Annotated in this window: 13 protein-coding genes and 1 tRNA gene; 12 read left to right on the top strand and 2 right to left on the bottom strand. The window is 71.5% G+C overall.

All coding sequences use genetic code 11. From position 1 onward, the window contains the following. Positions 1-61 precede the first annotated feature (61 nt). From bldG to ACIBVL_RS10775, 12 genes are all read left to right on the top strand, one after another. Positions 62-403 carry an anti-sigma factor antagonist BldG gene (bldG, locus tag ACIBVL_RS10830; RefSeq protein ID WP_399095326.1) on the top strand — a complete coding sequence of 114 codons (342 nt, stop codon included), beginning with the start codon at positions 62-64 and terminating at the stop codon, positions 401-403. 108 nt (positions 404-511) lie between these two features. Continuing rightward, positions 512-943, top strand: coding sequence for an ATP-binding protein (locus ACIBVL_RS10825; RefSeq protein WP_399095323.1), 432 nt, complete (start codon positions 512-514; stop codon positions 941-943). Positions 944-1253: 310 nt separating this feature from the next. After that, on the top strand, positions 1254-3659 hold the full coding sequence (locus tag ACIBVL_RS10820) for a sodium-translocating pyrophosphatase (RefSeq protein ID WP_399095320.1): 2406 nt from the start codon (positions 1254-1256) through the stop codon (positions 3657-3659). Positions 3660-3852: 193 nt separating this feature from the next. Then, positions 3853-4452 carry a small secreted protein gene (locus ACIBVL_RS10815; protein WP_399095318.1) on the top strand — a complete coding sequence of 200 codons (600 nt, stop codon included), beginning with the start codon at positions 3853-3855 and terminating at the stop codon, positions 4450-4452. A gap of 43 nt (positions 4453-4495) precedes the next feature. After that, positions 4496-6016, top strand: a complete 1521-nt coding sequence (locus ACIBVL_RS10810) for a methyltransferase (protein WP_399095315.1) — start codon at positions 4496-4498, stop codon at positions 6014-6016. A gap of 247 nt (positions 6017-6263) precedes the next feature. After that, positions 6264-8660 carry a protein kinase gene (locus tag ACIBVL_RS10805; protein ID WP_399095312.1) on the top strand — a complete coding sequence of 799 codons (2397 nt, stop codon included), beginning with the start codon at positions 6264-6266 and terminating at the stop codon, positions 8658-8660. Positions 8661-8858: 198 nt separating this feature from the next. Continuing rightward, a complete protein-coding gene (locus ACIBVL_RS10800) occupies positions 8859-9056 on the top strand; it encodes a hypothetical protein (RefSeq protein ID WP_399095309.1) in 198 nt (65 codons plus the stop codon). A 324-nt stretch (positions 9057-9380) separates the two neighbouring features. Continuing rightward, entirely contained in the window at positions 9381-12206 is a 2826-nt protein-coding gene (gene topA / locus ACIBVL_RS10795) for a type I DNA topoisomerase (RefSeq protein WP_399095306.1), read from the top strand. Between the two features lie 159 nt (positions 12207-12365). After that, entirely contained in the window at positions 12366-15740 is a 3375-nt protein-coding gene (tmk, locus tag ACIBVL_RS10790) for a dTMP kinase (RefSeq protein WP_399095303.1), read from the top strand. Between the two features lie 119 nt (positions 15741-15859). Then, entirely contained in the window at positions 15860-17065 is a 1206-nt protein-coding gene (locus ACIBVL_RS10785; protein ID WP_399095300.1) for a DNA polymerase III subunit delta', read from the top strand. Positions 17066-17154: 89 nt separating this feature from the next. Continuing rightward, on the top strand, positions 17155-18747 hold the full coding sequence (locus tag ACIBVL_RS10780; RefSeq protein WP_399095297.1) for an alpha/beta hydrolase: 1593 nt from the start codon (positions 17155-17157) through the stop codon (positions 18745-18747). A gap of 107 nt (positions 18748-18854) precedes the next feature. Beyond that, a tRNA-Thr gene (locus ACIBVL_RS10775) sits at positions 18855-18931 on the top strand. A gap of 767 nt (positions 18932-19698) precedes the next feature. On the opposite strand, the gene ACIBVL_RS10770 is transcribed toward ACIBVL_RS10775, so the two are convergent. Both ACIBVL_RS10770 and ACIBVL_RS10765 read right to left on the bottom strand, forming a co-directional pair. Beyond that, positions 19699-20190 carry a nuclear transport factor 2 family protein gene (locus tag ACIBVL_RS10770; RefSeq protein ID WP_399095294.1) on the bottom strand — a complete coding sequence of 164 codons (492 nt, stop codon included), beginning with the start codon at positions 20188-20190 and terminating at the stop codon, positions 19699-19701. A gap of 6 nt (positions 20191-20196) precedes the next feature. After that, on the bottom strand, positions 20197-20991 hold the full coding sequence (locus ACIBVL_RS10765; protein ID WP_399095291.1) for an enoyl-CoA hydratase/isomerase family protein: 795 nt from the start codon (positions 20989-20991) through the stop codon (positions 20197-20199).

Below are 20991 nucleotides of genomic sequence, written 5' to 3'. Positions count from 1 at the left end.
CGGGGGCTCTGCCGAGGTGTCCCGAGGGGCGACCGCTCGATAGCAAGGTGCTGGAGGATCCGTGGACCTGTCCCTGTCGACCGAGACCGTCGGCGATCGCACGATCGTCAAGGTCGGTGGCGAAATCGACGTATATACCGCGCCCAAGCTGCGCGAGCAGTTGGTCGAGCTGGTGAACGACGGGAATTTCCACCTCGTCGTGGACATGGAGGGCGTGGACTTCCTCGACTCCACCGGGCTCGGCGTGCTGGTCGGCGGCTTGAAGCGAGTGCGTGCCCATGAGGGCTCGCTGCGCCTGGTATGCAACCAGGAGCGCATTCTGAAGATCTTCCGCATCACCGGTCTGACCAAGGTGTTCCCGATTCACACCTCGGTCGAGGAAGCGGTAACGGCTACCGACTGACCCATCCGTCCGGGTCCGGTGACCCGGACGGCCCAGTTGAACACCGGGGGACCGGGCTTTCGGCAGCCCGGCCCCTCGACAGCACGCCCGTAGTTCCGAGGGGGACGTATGGCCACCGTTGAACTCCGCTTCAGCGCGCTGCCCGAGCACGTCAGGACCGCCCGACTGGTGGCGGCAGCGGTGGCGCGCAGGGCCGGAGTGGACGAGGCCGTCCTCGACGAGGTGCGGCTCGCCGTCGGCGAGGCCTGCACCCGTGCCGTGGGCCTGCACCAGAGCGGCGGTATCACCGCTCCGGTGATGGTGGCGCTGATCGAGGAGGAGAAACAGTTCTCCATCGAGGTCGGCGACGAGGCGCCGCGCTCCGCCCCCGGCGACCGAGTGCCGGGCTCCGGCGCGGACGACGTGGACGCCGAGGAGGACGAGATGGGCCTCGCGGTCATCAGCGGGCTCGTCGACGACGTCGAGGTCACCGCCGGGCAGCATGGCGGGCTGATCCGCATGACCTGGCCGAAGACGCCGGCGGCAGCGCCGCTGACCTGAGCCGAGCGTCGCGAAAGACTGCCCGAAGGGCCCCACTCCGGTGGGGCCCTTCGGCGTGCGCACGGACGGGTACTCGTGCTTACAGTTGTCCCATGAAGTGAATCATGAAGTGATCCGCCATGTGATCCGTGAAGTGAATCATGGCGCGGAAATTGCGCCGTGCATTTCGTGAAGCAATTCACGATCAATGCCTTCGGGGCATTACTGGACGCGAGAGTGAATTGTGTTTACCGCGTACCTGTTTTGATCAGGTTCCGGTACCTACAATCCGTCCACATCTTGAGCTCAGCCCGAGCGTCAGGGAGGACGAATGGCGGGGCTTTCTACCCCTCATCGGTTGGACCACTCCACAACCTTCGCAGCCGCAGTGCTGACCGACGACAACCGACTCCTCGTGGTGGTCATCGCTGTCGTGGCACTGGCTGCGCTCGTGGTCGCGGGCGTACTCATGCGCCAGGTGCTCGCGGCCGGCGAGGGCACCGACAGCATGAAGGCGATCGCGTCCGCGGTCCAGGAAGGCGCCAACGCCTATCTGGCCCGGCAGCTGCGCACGCTCGGCGTATTCGCCGTCGTCGTGTTCTTCCTGCTCATGCTGCTGCCCGCGGACGACTGGAATCAGCGCGCCGGACGATCATTGTTCTTCTTGATCGGCGCGGGGTTCTCCGCGGCCACCGGCTATATCGGCATGTGGCTCGCCGTGCGCAGCAATGTGCGCGTCGCCGCGGCGGCCCGGGAAGCGACTCCCGCGGCCGGCGAACCGGAAAAGGATCTCACCGCCGTCTCGCACAAAGCGATGAAGATCGCATTCCGCACGGGCGGCGTCGTCGGTATGTTCACGGTGGGGCTCGGCCTGCTGGGCGCCTCCTGTGTGGTGCTGGTGTACGCGGCCGACGCGCCGAAGGTACTGGAGGGCTTCGGGCTCGGTGCGGCCCTCATCGCGATGTTCATGAGGGTCGGCGGCGGCATCTTCACCAAGGCCGCCGACGTCGGCGCCGACCTGGTCGGCAAGGTCGAACAGGGCATTCCGGAGGACGATCCGCGCAATGCCGCGACCATTGCCGACAACGTGGGCGACAACGTCGGCGACTGCGCGGGCATGGCCGCCGACCTCTTCGAGTCCTACGCCGTGACCCTGGTCGCCGCGCTGATCCTCGGCAAGGCGGCCTTCGGAAACGACGGACTCGCATTCCCGCTGCTGGTGCCCGCGATCGGCGTGCTCACGGCCATGGTCGGCATCTTCGCGGTCGCCCCGCGCCGGACCGACCGCAGCGGCATGTCCGCGATCAACCGGGGCTTCTTCGTCTCCGCGGTGATCTCGCTGGTGCTGGTGGCCGTCGCCGTCTACGTCTATCTGCCCGGAAAGTACTCCGACCTCGACGGTGTCAGCGACCAGGCGATCCTCGAGAAGGACGGCGACCCGCGGCTTCTCGCCCTCGCAGCGGTGGCGATCGGCATCCTTCTGGCCGCCGTCATCCAGCAGTTGACCGGCTACTTCACCGAGACCACCCGCCGCCCCGTGAGGGACATCGGCAAGTCGTCCCTGACGGGCCCCGCCACGGTCGTCCTGGCCGGTATCTCCGTCGGCCTCGAATCGGCCGTCTACACCGCCCTGCTGATCGGCCTCGGTGTGTACGGGGCCTTCCTCCTCGGCGGTACGTCGATCATGTTGGCGCTGTTCGCGGTGGCGCTTGCCGGCACCGGCCTGCTCACCACGGTCGGCGTGATCGTCGCCATGGACACCTTCGGGCCGGTCTCCGACAACGCGCAGGGCATCGCCGAGATGTCCGGCGACGTCGAGGGAGCGGGCGCGCAGGTGCTCACCAACCTCGACGCGGTCGGCAACACCACCAAGGCCATCACCAAGGGCATCGCCATCGCCACCGCGGTCCTGGCGGCGTCGGCGCTCTTCGGCTCGTACCGTGACGCGATCACGACCGGCGCCGAGGACGTCAAAGAGAAGCTCTCCGGAGAAGGCGCGCCGATGAGCCTGATGATGGACATCTCGCAGCCCAACAACCTGGTCGGTCTCATCGCCGGCGCGGCGGTCGTCTTCCTCTTCTCGGGCCTGGCGATCAACGCGGTCTCGCGGTCGGCGGGCTCCGTGGTGTTCGAGGTGCGGCGGCAGTTCCGCGAGCACCCGGGGATCATGGACTACAGCGAGAAACCGGAGTACGGCAAGGTCGTCGACATCTGCACCCGGGACGCCCTGCGGGAGCTGGCCACGCCCGGTCTGCTAGCCGTCATGGCGCCGATCTTCGTCGGGTTCACGCTCGGCGTGGGCGCGCTGGGCGCCTACCTCGCGGGCGCGATCGGGGCGGGCACGCTGATGGCGGTCTTCCTCGCCAACTCCGGCGGCGCCTGGGACAACGCCAAGAAGCTCGTCGAGGACGGCCACCACGGCGGCAAGGGCAGTGAGGCCCACGCGGCCACGGTGATCGGCGACACGGTCGGCGACCCCTTCAAGGACACCGCGGGGCCCGCGATCAACCCGCTGCTCAAGGTCATGAACCTGGTCGCGCTGCTGATCGCGCCCGCCGTGATCAATTTCAGTTACGGCGACGACAAGAACGTCGGCGTACGGATCGTGATCTCGGTGCTCGCCCTCGCCGTGATCGTCGGCGCGGTGTACGTCTCCAAGCGGCGCGGGATCGCCATGGGTGACGAAGACAACGCCGACTCGTCGTCCAAGTCGGCCGATCCAGCGGTGGTTTCATAGGCCGGCCGTCGGGGCCCAGTTCAAAGGGCGGGCGGGAGACGTGTGTTGACACGTCTCCCGCCCGCTGTGCCGCGAGTGTGCCGGAGCCGTGAGCCTTCTCTCCCATGGTGCAAACAGCAGCAAAGACGCATGGATCGTGCATTCGGCCTGGGGTTGTTGCCCGGTTGGCGTGTATGTTCCGGGGCCGAGAGCCATGGAAGGGACCAATCCGGTGAACAAGAAGCTCGCGGCCGCACTGTCCGGCGGTGCGGTACTGGTACTGGCGCTGTCCGGTTGCAGCAGTGACGACGGCAACAAGGAGCTCGACGCCTGGGCCAAGAAGGTCTGCGACGCGCTGCCGGCGCAGGACGCGAAGGTCGACGCGGCCAACGCCGCGATCAAGCAGGCCGCCACGGACAACAACGCTCCGGCGAACGTCCAGAAGACCGACTCGCAGGCCTTCCAGGACATGTCCGACGCCTACGCGGCGCTCGCCCTGGCCGTCCAGAAGGCCGGCGCACCCCCCGGGGTCGACGGGGGCGAGAAGAAGCAGAAGGACGCCGTCGCGGCGCTCAACACACTTTCCACCTCCTACGCGGACCTCAAGAAGCAGGTCGACGCGCTGGACACCAAGGACCAGGCGAAGTTCGCCGACGGCCTGGCGGACATCGCCACCCAGCTCGGCACGCTCAGCAAGACCGGCAACACCGCGCTGAAGAACCTGGAGCAGGGCGACGTCAAGGGCGCCATGGCCAAGCAGGACAGCTGCAAGAAGGTAGCCGCCTCGGCCTCGGCCCGCGCGACGACGAGCTGACCCGGGAGCCGCGCGGCGGACGGCGACCGGAGACAATGGGGGCGTGAGTAACGCCACCCTGTCTCCCCTGCCCTCCGCCGACCGCCCCGACGTGGCCGCCCGGCTGCGCGGTGCCCTGCTCGCGGCCTCCTTCACCGCCGACGGCCTGCTCGACCTGCTCGGCGCCCCCGCCTACGCGGCCCTGGCGCGCAGCGAGACCGTGCCCGCGCTCCGGGCGACCCGCCGGGACACGCCCCTGGAGACGCTCGTCCGCCTCTTCCTGCTCCAGCAGCCGGTGCCGTACGCGCGCGTGGAGGCGTTCCTGCCCGTACACGCGTGCGTGGAGAGCGGCTGGCTGGTGAGTGTCGGCGCCGACGAGGTGGCGGCGACGGTGGATGTACGGCCGTACGGCGGACCGGGCGGCGAGGACTGGTTCATCGTGTCGGACCTGGGCTGCGCGGTCGGTGGCGCGGGCGGCGTCGGCAGCCGGAACGAAGGCGTCGTCCTCGGGGTCGGCGGGGCCTCGACGACCCTCGCCGGGATCACCGTCCGTACGCCCGTGTCCTCCGCGCTCGACCTCGGTACCGGCTCCGGGATCCAGGCGCTGCACGCCGCTCAGCACGCCACGCGCGTGACGGCCACCGACCTCAACCCGCGCGCGCTGCACATCACCGCCCTCACTCTCGCCCTGTCCGGCGCCCCGGCCGCCGACCTGCGCGAGGGTTCCCTCTTCGAGCCGCTGCGGGACGACGAACGGTTCGATCTGATCGTGTCCAACCCGCCGTTCGTGATCTCGCCCGGCGCCCGGCTGACGTACCGGGACGGCGGCATGGGCGGGGACGATCTGTGCCGCTCGCTCGTTCAGCGTGCGGGGGAACGGCTGACCGAGGGCGGGTTCGCGCAGTTCCTCGCCAACTGGCAGCACGTGGAAGGGGAGGACTGGCAGGACAGGCTCAGGTCGTGGGTGCCGCGCGGGTGTGACGCGTGGATCGTGCAGCGCGAGGTGCAGGACATCACGCAGTACGCCGAGCTGTGGCTGCGGGACGCCGGTGACCACCGGGGCGACCCGGCCGAGTACCAGGCGCGGTACGACGCGTGGCTGGACGAGTTCGAGGCGCGCAAGGTGAAGGCCGTCGGCTTCGGCTGGATCACCCTGCGCAGGACGGCGGCCGCCGAGCCCGTCGTCACCGTGGAGGAGTGGCCGCACCCGGTCGAGCAGCCGCTCGGTGACACCGTCCGGGCGCACTTCGAGCGACTCGACTACCTGCGCGCGCACGACGACGCGGCCCTGCTCACCGGGCACTTCAGGCTGGCCGCCGAGATCGTCCAGGAGCAGGTCGGCATGCCCGGAGCCGAGGACCCGGAGCACGTCGTGCTGCGCCAGCACCGCGGAATGCGCCGGGCGACCAAGGTGGACACGGTCGGCGCCGGCTTCGCGGGCGTGTGCGACGGCTCGCTGAGCGCCGGCCGCATCCTGGACGCCATCGCCCAATTGGTCGGCGAGGACCCGGTGTTGCTGCGCGACCGCACGCCCGCGCAGATCCGGATGCTGGTGGAACAGGGATTCCTGGATCCAGTGGTGTGAACCCGCGATCCGGTGGTGTGAACCCGCGATCCGGTGGTGTGAACCCGCGATCCGGTGGTGTGAACCCGCCCGCGGCTCGCCCCGCCTGAGACGGGCCGGCACTGCCGGGACCGCTGTGCCCGATCTGGTGGGATTGACAGGATTGCTGCGGAAAAGGGCTCCTGTCAGTGGTGCGTGCGAAGCTACCTTCAAGGGGACAAACTCCGCGCGTTCTCGGGGGAGGCGCGCTGTCTCGGGGGGAGGCGCGATGGCGGGGGAGACGCCGGACCGGGGTGCGGGCCGGATCGTGGGCGGCCGGTACCGGCTGCGGCGGACGTTGGGCGCGGGCGGCATGGGCCGCGTCTGGCTCGCCTACGACGAGGAACTGGCCTGCGAGGTCGCGATGAAGGAGATCGCGCTCCCGGACACGGCCCTGGACCCGACCGAGCCCGCGATGGGCAGGATCGCGCGAGCGCGCAGCGAGGCGCGGCACGCGGCGCGCCTGCGCGACCATCCACATGTGGCGACGGTGCACGACGTGGTGGTGCACGAGGGCCTGCCGTGGATCGTCATGGAGCACGTCCCGGACGCGATCGACCTCCAAGAGGCCGTACGGCGCTCAGGACCGCTTCCGCCCGCCCAGGTGGCCCGTATCGGACTCGCCGTCCTCGACGCGCTCACCGCAGGCCACCGCATCGGCATCCTCCACCGGGATGTGAAACCGGCCAACATCCTTCTCTCACCGGACGCTTCGGGCGACTCCTACGCGCGCGTGCTGCTCACCGACTACGGCATCGCCCTCCAGCCCGAGTCCGGCGAACCCCGGCTCACCGCCACCGCCGGCATCCTCGGCACCCCGGGCTATCTGGCACCGGAACGCGCGCGGGGCGAGCCGCCGACCCCGGCCGCCGACCTGTTCTCCCTCGGCGCCACGCTGTACGCCGCCGTCGAGGGCCGCGGTCCCTTCGACCGCCACGGCGACTACGCCACCCTCACAGCCCTCCTCGGCGAGGACCCGACCCCACCGGCCCGGGCCGGCCAACTCGCGCCCGTGCTCCTTGGCTTACTGATCAAGGACCCCCTGCGCAGGTCGTCACCGGAGACGGTGACGCGGGGCCTGGAACGGGTTCTGCGCACGGCGGGCGACGCGGGACCGCCCGCCCTCCCCGGCGGTGGAACAGGGCTTGGCCTTGGGCCGGGGGGAGCGGCCGCCCCACCGGCGGCACTTGACCCGGCGCAGCCCGGCGGGGCTGTGACGCCGCGAGGTGCGGGGATGCGAGGGGGGCCGGCGCCGGCGGCTGGGGCCTGGACGCCGGGTGGCGGCGCGCGGCCGGGTGGGGCTTGGATGCCGGGTGGTGCCGCGACGCCGGGTGGTGGGGCTGGGACGCCGGAGGCCCCCGCAGGGCCCTGGGTCTCCGAAGGGGCCGGCGGTGCGCCCGGCCACCACACACCGGGAGTGATGTCCCATCCCGACACGCCCGGTGCTCCGCCGCCCGTCGACACGCCCGGTGCCTCGCCAGGCCCCGCGCCCCACGGTCCCTGGCGGCCGCCGGCCTTCCAGCAGCCCTTCGATCAGCGTCCCTCCGGCGCCGCCAACCCCTATGCCCAGACGGCCGAGAACTCCTCTGCCCCACCCCTGCCCGCGCCGGGCAACCCGTACGCGACGAGCGGCGGCAACCCGCCGCCGTACGGCGGAGCCCAGCCGCCCCACGGCGTCGGCGGTCCCCCGCCTTACGGGATGGGCACAGCGGTCGCCGTGCCGCCGCCGCCCGACGGCGGGAAGCGGCTTGCTGTCGTCGCGCTGGTCGTGGCCGTCGTCCTCGTCGTCGCCGGTGGCGCGTGGGCGGCCGCGCTGTTGACCGGCGGCGACGGCGGGAAGGGCACGGACGCGAGCGGCGAGGGGTCGTCCAGCGCCTCGCCGTCGCAGTCGCCGACCGGTCCCGTCCATCCGTACGGCGATGTCGTCGGGCTCACCGAGCCGCTGGAGGCGGGGGACTGCGTGAAGGCGGTGTGGTCCGGGGCGCCGTTCAGGTCGGCGCCGAACCTGGGCGTGGTGGACTGCGCGGACGACTGGCCGGACGGGCAGGTCGTGGCGGTCGACACGGCCACCGACCACGCCGACGCCGAGGCCCAGGGGCCCACCCGGTGCGCCGCCCGGACGAAGACGATCGTCGACGCCCTGCCCGACGCGGGCGGGTACGCCGTCGTACCGACCCGGGACGGCTTCGACGCGGCCGACGGCGGCACGGCATGTCTCGTACTCGGCCGCCATGCGGCGATAGGCGGGGAGGTGGGCCGGTTCCGGGACGCGGGCATCGACCTGTGGGTCGGACAGATGAGCGTCGGTGACTGCTGGATCTACGAGGACCTGGACGACGGCTACAAGGCGCTCCTCACGGATTGCGCCAAACCCCACACGGACCAAGTGATCGGGACCGTTCAGGCCCCCGACAAAATGAGCCACAAGAAGGGCATCGACAACTCCACCAAGCTCTGCGGCAACAAATTCGAGTCGGCCTGGGCACCCGGTGCGGAGCGCGTCACGGTCGGCTGGGTGACCGACGAGGACGACTGGAAGGCCGGATTCACCAAGATCGTGTGCACGGTGAGCCGGGCCGACAACGGGAAGACGACCGGAAAGATACCCGCGCCGGGTTCGGTGTGACGCGTGTCGCATCCTGGGCCGCCCTGAGGAGGTCACCGGGGAGGCGACAGGTTCCACCTGGTGGCAGCCGACGTCGGCGGCCCGCCGCTCCCGCCCGTCGACCTCTCGTTCACCTCCGGTTCGCCTGGGCGCCGCCCGCGCGTGTCAGCCTCCCGACGGCGATGCACGCGCGGTGGGAGAAATGGGGCGGGGACGATCATGGAGAGCGGGCCGGCGATCTTCGCGGGAATGGTGTTCGCCCTGTTCGGGGGCGTGCTGCTGGTGTGGACCGCGGTCCGTGTGAGGCACCGTGAACCCGTCGCCCAGGGTGTGAGACCCGTCGCATCGGCGGCCCTCGCGGCGCTTGCCGCACTGGTCGCGCTCGCCGTCGGAACCTGGTGCTTGACCCGCGTCTGAAACCGTCTCGCACCCACCCCCGGCCGCCTTCGAATCGCTTCAGTATCCGCCTTCGAGGATCTTGCCGGGACCCCCGTTTGAACCGCGTAAGCGGGGTCACGCCGGTAAAGAAGAGAGCGCGTTCCGCTCCGACGGAAAAGGACCGGTCGGCACTCCGGGCGGCAGGAATGGCGGTAGTCGGGTTACCGTTCGAGTGGCCGTTGCGGGCTTTTCCCGTTTGACACGGGGGCGGGATGTACCGTCACACTCCGCAGCGTCACCATGACCCGACCCCGGGAGCAAGGCCTGGGGAGGCCCCAGCGTCGACCGGAGAGAAGAGCGAAGTTGTCCCCGACCAGCGAGACCGCACAGGGCGGCCGCCGACTCGTCATCGTCGAGTCGCCTGCCAAGGCGAAGACGATCAAGGGCTATCTCGGCCCCGGATACGTCGTCGAGGCGAGCGTCGGGCACATCCGCGACCTCCCCAACGGCGCCGCCGAGGTGCCCGAGAAGTACACCGGCGAGGTCCGCCGCCTCGGCGTGGACGTCGAGCACGACTTCGAGCCGATCTATGTCGTCAACGCGGACAAGCGGGCCCAGGTCAAGAAGCTCAAGGACCTGCTGAAGGACTCCGACGAGCTCTACCTCGCCACCGATGAGGACCGGGAGGGCGAGGCGATCGCCTGGCACCTCCAGGAAGTGCTCAAGCCCAAGGTCCCGGTCAAGCGGATGGTCTTCCACGAGATCACCAAGTCCGCGATCCAGGCCGCCGTCGCCAACCCGCGCCAGCTCAACCAGAAGCTCGTCGACGCCCAGGAGACCCGCCGCATCCTCGACCGCCTCTACGGCTACGAGGTCTCGCCGGTCCTGTGGAAGAAGGTCATGCCGCGCCTGTCGGCCGGCCGTGTCCAGTCCGTCGCGACGCGACTCGTCGTCGAGCGGGAACGCGAGCGCATCGCGTTTCGTTCCGCTGAGTACTGGGACCTGACGGGCACCTTCGCGACCGGCCGCGCGGGGGACCCCTCGGACCCGTCGTCGCTCGTCGCCCGCCTCCAGACCGTCGACGGCAGGCGGGTCGCGCAGGGCCGCGACTTCGACTCCCTGGGACAAATCAAGAGCGCGAACACCCTCCATCTCGACGAGGCGAACGCCCGCGCCCTGGCCGCCGCCCTGGAGAACACCCGCTTCTCCGTCCGGTCCGTCGAGTCCAAGCCGTACCGCCGCTCGCCGTACGCCCCCTTCCGTACGACGACGCTGCAGCAGGAGGCCAGCCGCAAGCTCGGCTTCGGCGCGAAGGCCACCATGCAGGTCGCGCAGAAGCTGTACGAGAACGGCTACATCACGTACATGCGTACGGACTCCACGACGCTCAGCGACACCGCCGTGGCCGCCGCTCGTGCCCAGGTCACGCAGTTGTACGGCGCCGACTACCTGCCGGCCCAGCCGCGCACGTACGCCGGCAAGGTGAAGAACGCGCAGGAGGCGCACGAGGCGATCCGCCCCTCGGGTGATCGTTTCCGCACGCCCGCCGAGACGGGCCTGACCGGCGACCAGTTCAAGCTCTACGAACTGATCTGGAAGCGGACCGTCGCCTCCCAGATGAGGGACGCGACCGGCAACAGCGTCACGGTGAAGATCGGCGGCACCGCCGCCGACGGCCGGGACGTCGAGTTCAGCGCCTCCGGCAAGACGATCACCTTCCACGGTTTCCTGAAGGCGTACGTCGAGGGCGCGGACGACCCGAACGCCGAGCTGGACGACCGCGAGCGCCGCCTGCCCCAGGTGGCCGAGGGCGACGCGCTGACCGCCGAGGAGATCACGGTCGACGGGCACGCCACCAAGCCCCCGGCCCGCTACACCGAGGCCTCGCTGGTCAAGGAGCTCGAAGAGCGCGAGATCGGCCGCCCGTCGACGTACGCGTCGATCATCGGCACGATCCTCGACCGCGGCTATGTGTTCAAGAAGGGCACGGCCCTGGTGCCGTCCTTCCTGTCCTTCGCCGTGGTCAACCTCCTCGAGAAGCACTTCGGGCGGCTCGTCGACTACGACTTCACCGCCAAGATGGAGGACGACCTCGACGCCATCGCGCGCGGCGAGGCGCAGTCCGTGCCGTGGCTGAAGCGGTTCTACTTCGGGGAAGGCACGGGTGAGGGCCGCGCGGCCGACGCCGGCAACGGCGACGGAGACCACCTCGGCGGCCTCAAGGAGCTCGTGACCGACCTGGGCGCGATCGACGCGCGCGAGGTGTCGTCGTTCCCCGTGGGCAACGGCATCGTGCTGCGGGTCGGCCGCTACGGCCCGTACATCGAGCGCGGCGAGAAGGACGCGGAAGGCCACCAGCGCGCGGACATCCCCGAGGACCTGGCGCCCGACGAGCTGTCCGTCGAGCTGGCCGAGGAGCTGCTCGCCAAGCCGAGCGGCGACTTCGAGCTGGGCACCGACCCGGCCACCGGCCACCAGATCATCGCCAGGGCCGGCCGCTACGGCCCGTACGTCACCGAGGTGCTCCCCGAGGGCACCCCGAAGACCGGCAAGAACGCCGTCAAGCCGCGTACGGCCTCGCTGTTCAAGTCGATGTCCCTGGACACGGTCACGCTGGACGACGCCCTCAGGCTGATGTCCCTGCCGCGGGTCGTCGGCACGGACGCCGAAGGCCAGGAGATCACCGCGCAGAACGGGCGCTACGGGCCGTACCTGAAGAAGGGCACGGACTCGCGTTCGCTGCAGTCGGAGGACCAGCTCTTCACGATCACCCTCGACGAGGCGCTGCAGATCTACTCCCAGCCCAAGCAGCGCGGCCGCGCGGCCGCCAAGCCGCCGCTGAAGGAGCTCGGCCAGGACCCGGTCAGCGGGAAGCCGGTCGTCGTCAAGGACGGCCGCTTCGGGGCGTACGTCACCGACGGGGAGACCAACGCGACCCTGCGCTCCGGCGACAGCGTCGAGACGATCACCCCCGAGCGCGGCTACGAGCTGCTCGCCGAGAAGCGCGCGAAGGCCCCCGCCAAGAAGACGGCGAGAAAGGCCCCCGCGAAGACCGCTGCGAAGAAGGCGGCCCCCGCGAAGAAGACGACCGCGAAGAAGACCGCGGCCAAGAAGACGACGGCGACGGCGGCGGCCAAGAAGACGGCCGCGAAGAAGACGACCGCCGCGCGGTCGACGTCGGACGACTGAGCCGACCGTGGGCCCGGTCCGGCGAACAGGCCGGGCCCGGCCACGGTTCGCCCACCGCGGCTTCACGAAACGAACGCCCCGGCATCACTTTGGTGTCGGGGTGGTCGCACGTCCCCACGGGCGCTCCGGGCCGTCAGTCGCTGCCGATAGGCTGAAAGCATGACGCGAGCCGAGCAGCCAACGGCCCACCACCCGGCACCGGACGACGCCTTGGTGGCGGACTCCCGAGAACGCGCTGTACGCGCCCTGTTGCGCGAGCCGCAGCTGAAGCGGCTGTGGAGCGCGCAGTTGGTGGGCGGTGTCGGAGACGCCCTCGCGCTTTTGGTGTTCGTCGTCCTCGTGCTCCAGGCGGCCATCGCCGAGGGCTCGTTCGGGGGCGGCTACCGGGGCGTGGCATTCGCAGTGGCGACCGTCTTCGCCGTACGAGTTCTGGCCACGTTGCTGTTCGGCGCGGTCCTTCTCGGCCCGCTGACCTCGCTGACCTCGCCGGAGGGTCCGCTCGACCGGCGCTGGACGATGGTCGGCGCGGACGGCGTACGTGCCGCGCTGCTGCTCGTCGCGCCGCTGTGGATCGACTGGACGCCGGACGACGCGCTGGCCTTCCTGCTGGTGACCGTCTTCGTCACCGGTGTCGCCGAGCGTTTCTGGACGGTCGCCCGCGAGAGCGCGGCGCCCGCCCTGCTGCCCGCCCCGCCCCTGGAAGGGGCGACGGTACGGCCGCTGCCGGACCACATGGACGCGCTGCGCCGCCTGTCGCTGCGCACGGGCTTCGTGGCGATCCCGCTGGGCGCGGCCACCCTCGTCGTCGCCGCGCTGTTCAACAATCTTCTGGGCACCGGCATCGAATGGTTCGCCCAGCACCAGGCGGCCCTCGCCTCGTACGTCGCCGGGGGGCTCTTCGCCGGATCCCTGTCCGTGGTCGCCTTCTTGGAACTGCCCTCGGTGCGCACCCCCCGCGCGCGGTCCCCGCTGGAGGGGCTGCGCAGGCCCCGTACGGCCACGGGTGTCGACGCGGGCCGCACCGGCGCGATTCCGCTGCTGGTCCTCGCCTGCGCCGCCGTCGCGGGGGCGATCGCCGCGGCCGTCGCCGTGGCCGTGCTGCACGCCACGGACCTGAAGGGCGGCCCGGTCCTGTACGGGCTGCTGGTGCTCGCGCTGACCGGCGGAGTCGTCATCGGTGTGCGTACGGCCCCGAAGGTCCTGGTGTCGCTGTCGCGGCGCCGGCTGCTCGCGCTGGCGATCGCCTTCACCGGCATAGCCCTGCTGGCCGCAGGACTGGACCCGGACGTCACCAGCGTGCTGCTGATCCTGGGCCTGGCAGGCGTCGGCGCGGGCGTCGCCGCCAACACCGGGCACGCGCTGCTCGACCAGGAGACCGAGGACAGCCGCCGCACCCGCACGACGGAACACCTGCACGCGGTGGTGCGGGTCTCCGTGGCGCTGGCCGCGCTGGGCGCCCCGCTGCTCGCGGCGCTGATCGGACCGCACCGGCTGGAGAACGGCAAGTTCGTCTTCGCGCACGGCGGTGCCGCGTTCACACTGATGCTGGTGGGCGCGCTGCTGCTGCCGGTGGCGGCGCTGGTGCTGGCCAAGGTCGACGACCGCTCCGGCGTGCCCCTGCGCAACGACCTGCGGGACGCGCTGCTCGGCGGCGACGACCCGGCGGTGGGACCGGCGGCGACCGGCTTCTTCATCGCCCTGGAGGGCGGCGACGGCGCCGGCAAGTCCACCCAGGCCGAGGCGCTCGCCGAGTGGATCAGGGCCAAGGGCCACGAGGTCGTCCTCACGCGCGAGCCGGGGGCCACCCCCGTGGGCAAGCGACTGCGCTCGATCCTGCTGGACGTGTCCAGCGCGGGACTGTCGCACCGCGCGGAGGCGCTGCTGTACGCGGCGGACCGCGCGGAGCACGTCGACACGGTCGTGCGGCCCGCCCTGGAGCGCGGCGCGGTCGTGATCACCGACCGGTACATCGACTCGTCCGTCGCCTACCAGGGAGCGGGCCGCGACCTGTCCCCGACCGAGATCGCACGGATCTCGCGCTGGGCGACCAACGGCCTGGTCCCGCATCTGACGGTGCTGCTCGACGTCTCGCCGGAGACCGCCCGCGAGCGGTTCACGGAGGCGCCGGACCGGCTGGAGTCGGAGCCGGCCGAGTTCCACACGCGTGTGCGTTCCGGTTTCCTCACACTGGCCGCCGCCGACCCCGGCCGCTACCTGGTGGTCGACGCGGGCCAGGAGCCCGAGGCCGTCACCTCCGCCGTACGCCACCGGCTCGACCGGATGCTGCCGCTGTCCGAGGCCGAGATCAAGGCCCAGGAGGAGGCGCGCAAGAAGGCCGAGGAGGAGGCCCGCCGCAAGGCCGAGGAAGAGGCCGCCCGCAAGGCGGAGGAGGAGCGCCTGGAGCGCGAGCGCCAGGAGCAGCTCGCCAAGCTGCGCGCCGAGGAGGAGGAGCGCAAGCGGCGCGAGCTGGAGGAGGCGCAGCGGCGCGAGGCCGAGCGCCAGGCCGAGGAGGCCCGCCGGCGCGCCGAGGAGGCCCGCAAGCGTGCGGAGGAGGAGCGGCAGCGGCTCATCGCCGAGGAGAAGGCCCGCGCCGAGGAGGAGGCCCGCCGCAAGGCGGACGAGGAGCGCCGCAGGGCCGAGGAGGAGCGGCGCCGCAAGCTGGCCGAGGAGGAGGCCCGGCGGCGCGCCGAGGCCGAGGCCAAGCGCCTGGAGGAGCAGCGGAAGGCCGAGGCCCTGCGCCTGGAGAAGCAGCGCAAGGCCGAGGAGGCGCTGCTGCGGGCCGAGGAGGCGCGGCGCGCGGCGGAGCAGGCCGCCGCGGCGGCGCAGGTCGGGCCCAGGCCCAAGCCGCCCACGCCTCCGGCGGCCGCGCCGGACGCGTCGACCGTGCCGACACCCGTGGTCACGCCGACGAACGCGTCGGGCGGCCCGGTGGAGGAGACGGCCGTGCTGCCTCGGGCGCGGATGGACAAGGACCCGGTGGATCAGACCACCCCGCTGCCCCGGGTCCGCATGGACAAGGAGCCGTCGGAGCCCTCCCGGCCGTCCGAGCGGGCGTCCGGGGCGTCCGGAAAGGGCTCCGGCGGGTCGGACGCCGAGGTGACGACGGAGCTGCCGCAGCCGTCGGTGCCGCCCGCCGGGTCGGTCGACGAGACGGCCGTGCTGCCGCCCGTGACTCCTCCCGGGGCCGCGGACGAGACCGCCGTGCTGCCGCCGGTGCGGGACGAGGGCGCCGCGGACGAGACGGCCGTGCTGCCGCCGGTACGCCAGGAGGGCCCCGCGGACCGGGTGCCGCCAGGCTTCTTCCGCGACGAGCGGGCGGGCGGCGGCCCGGACGGGTCCGAGGACCGTACGCGCGAGCTGCCGCAGGTGGACGAGGCGGGCGCGCCCCGCAGGCGGCCGCGGTCGGACTGGGCCGAGGAGACGCCGCTGGACGACCTGCCGTCGCTCGCGGACGAACTGCTGGGGCCGCACCGGGACGACGACGGGCCCGACGAGGGCCGCGGCGGCGGCCGGGGACGGGGCCGGCGGCGCTGACGAACACGGGGTCACCTTGGTGGCCCCCGTTGTCAGTGGTCCCCCGCACAATGGAAGCGGCGAACGAAACCGGCGCATCGGCCCGGTGGCGCGGACGTGACGGAAGGGCGGCGTGACCCATGACCGTGTGGGACGACCTCGTCGGGCAGGAGAAGGTGAGTGAGCAGCTGGCCGCTGCCGCTCGGGACGCCGACGCGCTCGTCACCGCGGCCGCCTCCGCCGCCCCGCCGCCCGAGGCGTCGAAGATGACGCACGCCTGGCTGTTCACGGGCCCGCCCGGCGCGGGCCGTACCCAGGTGGCGCGGGCGTTCGCCGCCGCCCTGCAGTGCGTGAGCCCGGACCGCGCGCTCGGTGGGGCCCCCGGCTGCGGGTTCTGCGACGGCTGTCATACGGCGCTCATCGGCACCCACGCCGATGTGACCACCGTCGCCGCCGTGGGCACGCAGATCCTCGCCGAGGACATGCGCGACACGGTCCGCAAGTCCTACACCTCCCCGGCCACCGGACGCTGGCAGATCATCCTGGTCGAGGACGCCGAGCGGCTGAACGAGAAGTCCGCCAACGCCGTCCTCAAGGCGGTCGAGGAGCCCGCCCCCCGGACGGTCTGGCTGCTGTGCGCGCCCTCCCTCGAGGACGTGCTGCCCACGATCCGCTCCCGCTGTCGCCACCTGAACCTGCGGACGCCGTCCGTGGACGCCGTCGCCGACATGCTCGTACGGCGCGAGGGCATCGAACCGGCCGTCGCCGAGGCCGCCGCCCGGGCCACGCAGGGCCATGTGGACCGGGCCCGCCGACTGGCCACCGACCCGGCGGCCCGCGAGCGCCGCGCCGCCGTCCTCAGGCTTCCCCTCCGGATCGACGACGTCGGCGGCTGCCTCAAGGCGGCCCAGGAGCTGGTGGACGCGGCGGCGGAGGACGCCAAGGTGCTCGCCGAGGAGATGGACGGCAAGGAGACCGAGGAGCTGAAGGCGGCGCTGGGAGCGGCCCAGGGCGGCCGGATGCCGCGCGGCACGGCGGGTGTGATGAAGGACCTCGAGGACAAGCAGAAGCGGCGGCGCACCCGCACTCAGCGCGACAGCCTCGACCTCGCGCTCACCGACCTGACCGCCTTCTACCGAGACGTCCTCGCCCTCCAGCTCGGCTCGCGCATCGCGCTCGCCAACGCGGACGCCGAGGACACCCTGGAGCGCCTCGCCCGCGCCGGCAGTCCCGAGTCGACCCTGCGCCGCATCGAGGCCATCGGGGCGTGCAGAGAGGCCCTGGACCGGAATGTGGCGCCGCTGCTGGCGGTGGAGGCGATGACGATGGCGCTGAGAGCGGGCTGAGGCGGGGCCGCCGGTTGACGGCGTCACTCTTCCGTGGCGGTTCACGCACGTAAAGCACTCGCCCGGTCGCGCAGAGTTAGGCTCGCGAGATGTACATCAGGCGCTCCCCCCGCAGGTCCGGTAGGTCCCGAACCGGCGTCACCCTCCGCTCGCTCACCTGCTCCCTCGCCACGCTGCTCGCCGTCTCCGCCTGCTCCTCCGCGAGCTCGACGAGCTCCGCGGGCCCGGCGGCGCTCGCGGAACTGGCGGCGCTGCCGAAGGCGACCCCGTCGGCACTCGCGCCGTACTACGGGCAGAGGCTTGACTGGCACGACTGCGGAGTCCCCGGCTTCCAGTGCGCCACGATGAAGGCACCGCTGGACTACGGCCACCCGGACACGGGCGACGTCCGGCTCGCCGTCACCCGCAAGAAGGCGACGGGCCCGGGCAAGCGGCTCGGGTCGCTTCTGGTGAATCCGGGCGGACCGGGGGCCTCGGCGGTCGGCTACCTCCAGGCCTACGCCGGCGTCGGCTACCCGGCCGAGGTCCGCGCCCGCTACGACATGGTCGCCGTCGACCCCAGGGGCGTGGCCGGCAGCGAGCCCGTGGAGTGCCTCGACGGACGCGACATGGACGCGTACACGCAGACGGACACCACCCCCGACGACAGTGGAGAGACGAGCGAACTCGTCGCCGCGTACAAGGACTTCGCGGAGGCCTGCGGCGCCCACTCGGCCAAGCTGCTCCGCCATGTCTCCACCGTCGAGGCGGCCCGTGACATGGACATCCTGCGAGCGGTCCTGGGCGACCGGCGGCTGACGTACCTGGGGGCGTCGTACGGGACGCTGCTCGGGGCGACGTACGCGGGGCTCTTCCCGGAGCGGGTGGGACGGCTGGTGCTGGACGGCGCGCTGGACCCGTCGTTGTCGGCCCGCCGGCTGAACCTGGACCAGACGGCGGGCTTCGAGACGGCGTTCCGGTCGTTCGCGAAGGACTGTGTACGGCGGCCCGACTGCCCCCTCGGCAAGAAGGAGGGCGAGGTGGGCAAGAACCTCAAGTCCTTCTTCACCCGGCTGGACACGCGCCCCCTCCCGACCGGCGACGCGGGCGGCCGCAAGCTCGGCGAGGCGCTCGCGACGACCGGGGTGATCGCGGCGATGTACGACGAGAGCACCTGGGAGCAGCTGCGCGCGGCACTGGCCTCGGCGATTCGGGAAAAGGACGGCGCCGGCCTCCTGGCTCTCTCCGACAGCTACTACGAGCGCGACTCCGACGGCCGTTACGCCAACCTGATGTCCGCCAACGCGGCCGTGAACTGTCTGGACCTCCCCGCCGCCTTCACCACCCCCGAGCAGGTCGAGAAGGCCCTGCCGTCCTTCGAGAAGGCTTCCCCGGTCTTCGGCGAGGGCCTCGCCTGGGCCGCCCTGAACTGCACGTACTGGCCGGTCGGACCCACCGGTGCGCCGCGTCGCATCGAGGCGAAGGGCGCCGCCCCGATCGTCGTCGTCGGCACCACCCGCGACCCGGCGACCCCCTACCGCTGGGCCCGCTCCCTCGCCCGCCAGCTCTCCTCCGCCCGCCTCCTCACCTACGTCGGCGACGGCCACACCGCCTACGGCCGCGGCAGCGCCTGCATCGACTCCGCGATCGACGCGTACCTCCTCCGCGGTACGCCCCCGGCGCAGACAAAGCGCTGCTCCTAACCCCGCTCCCGCCCCCGGAGCGGCCGCCTCCGGGGGTGGTGCGGACCACCCCCGGAAACTGTGTAGACTTACCGACGTTGCTGATCGCACCATGGTGCGGACGGCGCGCCGCCTTAGCTCAGATGGCCAGAGCAACGCACTCGTAATGCGTAGGTCTCGGGTTCGAATCCCGAAGGCGGCTCCATGGTGAACCCCAGGTCGGGCCTCTGACCTGGGGTTTCTTGTTTCGCGTGTCCTTGGATTCCGGGCTGATCGGACACCCCGGGGCTACGCATCGCAATGCGTAGGTCTGGGGTTGAAGCCAGTGGCCGTTTCGGTTCGCGAGGCCGTGACCTGGCCTTTTGTTACGTGCTGCCGGTCAACTAGGGTCTGTTGGGTTCAGTGTGGTGGCCATGTGGTGGCCACGCGTGCAGAGATCGTGCAAACGGGTCCCGATGCGCCGTGCCCTCGCAGGCGTGCTCAAGGCCATGGGGTTGTGCCATCCGGACAATCCCAGGATCAACGCGCTCCGCCTGGGGCCCCATCGAGCAAGCCGCTCGTAGAGCGGCTCCTGCGCCTGCAACAGTTGGCGCTCAGCAGCCAGAAGGTAATGCCCATGGAGGCGATGGGGTGCCGTGGAGGCCGTGACAGCAGAGGCAGTTGCGTCGCACAGCTGGGTGTCCATGGCGAGGCGGACGGGATCGCCGACCTCGGACACGGTCGGACCGTCGTCGCCGGGCCGGTGACCGGCAGGCTCAGCGGACGGGTGCCCTCTGCAGGGCGAGCACGATATGGGTGAGTGGCTGAAATCGGGTGCCGTCTACCGCTCGGCGGGGCGCGGGGACTTCTCTCCGCGGGATGTGAGGGCCCGGATGGTGGCGGTTGCCCCACGCCGGTCGTGCTCCTCGCACTCAGCCGTCATCAGCTCGGGGAGAAGCCCGCGGAGGAGAGTCCCTCGCGTTCAGCGCGGTCTCAGCCCTGACCGGCGCCGAGCAGGGAGAGGAGGTAGGCGCCTCCGATCTTTCCGTTGCGGGGAGGCAGTGCGCCCAGTTGGCGCATCATGTCGTTGATCTCGTACTGCGCCAGGTAGTGGGAGAGCAGGCCGTCGGTGAACTTGAGGAAGATGTCGCAGCCGTGGGTGGAGAACCGGCGGGAGGGGTCCAACTGGGGCGGTCCGCTGCCCTCTTGACGGAACAGGACGACCGCCCGGCCGTCCTCGGGCGCGGTGAACAGCTGGACCTCGTCGAAGGACACGTCGGGCATCGCCCGCCAGATCCGGTCGATGTAGCCCCGCAGGGCCTCTCGGCCGTGGATGACCTCCGTCCAGAAGACGGTGTCGTCCCAGGTGACGTCCGGATGCGTCAGCGCGAGAACCTGCTCGGTGTCGTGGGAGTTCCAGGCGGCCAGCCACTCGGTGGCGAAGCGGCGCAGGAAGGCGGGACTGGTGGTGTCGTCAGGGCTCATGGCGTGTCAGCTCCTCGATGGGGTGTGGGTGAAGTCCGGCCGCCGTTTGTGGAGGAAGGCGGTGATGCCCTCTGCGGCGTCCGGTGTCTCGACCAGAGCGGAAATGGACGCGGCTTCGCGCCGGAGATGTTCCGTCAGCGGGGTGGCCGGGGCGTCGCGTACCAGCTGGAGCGACCGTGCGAATGCTTCACGGGGGCCGTCGGCGAGTGAGCGGGCCAGCCGGAGTGCCTCCTCGAAGGCGGTGCCGGGCCTGACCGCGCGGCTGGCCAGCCCCAGGGTCTCCGCCTCGGTTCCGGTGACCTTCCGGTTGGTCAGGATCAGGTCGTTGGCGCGGGCGGGTCCGAGCAGTCTGGCCAGGGTCCAGGACACTCCGCAGTCGGGCGAGAGCCCCGCGGCGGTGTAGGCGACCACGAAGCGGGCGGTGTCCTCGGCCAGTACGAGATCCGCGGCGAGAGCGAATCCGATGCCGCCGCCGGCACAGGCGCCGTGGACGGCACTGATCACCGGCATGGGAAGGGCCCGGAACCCGAGGACGGCCTCGTGCGCGGTATCGGCGAGTTCCGCGAGGAACGCACCGGGTGCGGCTGCTGCCGCGAACTCTTCGAGGTCGCCGCCGACGGAGAACTGCTCACCGTGTCCGAACAGGACCACCGCTCCGACGTCGGGCAGCGAACGGATCTCGGTGACGACGTTCCGCAGCTCTCGCGCCATCGGCAGGCTGATCGCGTTGCCCACGGTCGGCCGGGACAGGCCGACCAGCGCGATGCCGTCGGTCGTTTCGAAGGTGACTGGTGCAGTCAT

The sequence above is a fragment of the Streptomyces sp. NPDC049687 genome (assembly GCF_044465285.1).
In the GTDB taxonomy this organism is placed as follows: Bacteria; Actinomycetota; Actinomycetes; order Streptomycetales; family Streptomycetaceae; genus Streptomyces.
The sequence above is the reverse complement of the archived record's forward strand: the minus strand, read 5'-3'. Positions and strand labels throughout refer to the sequence as shown.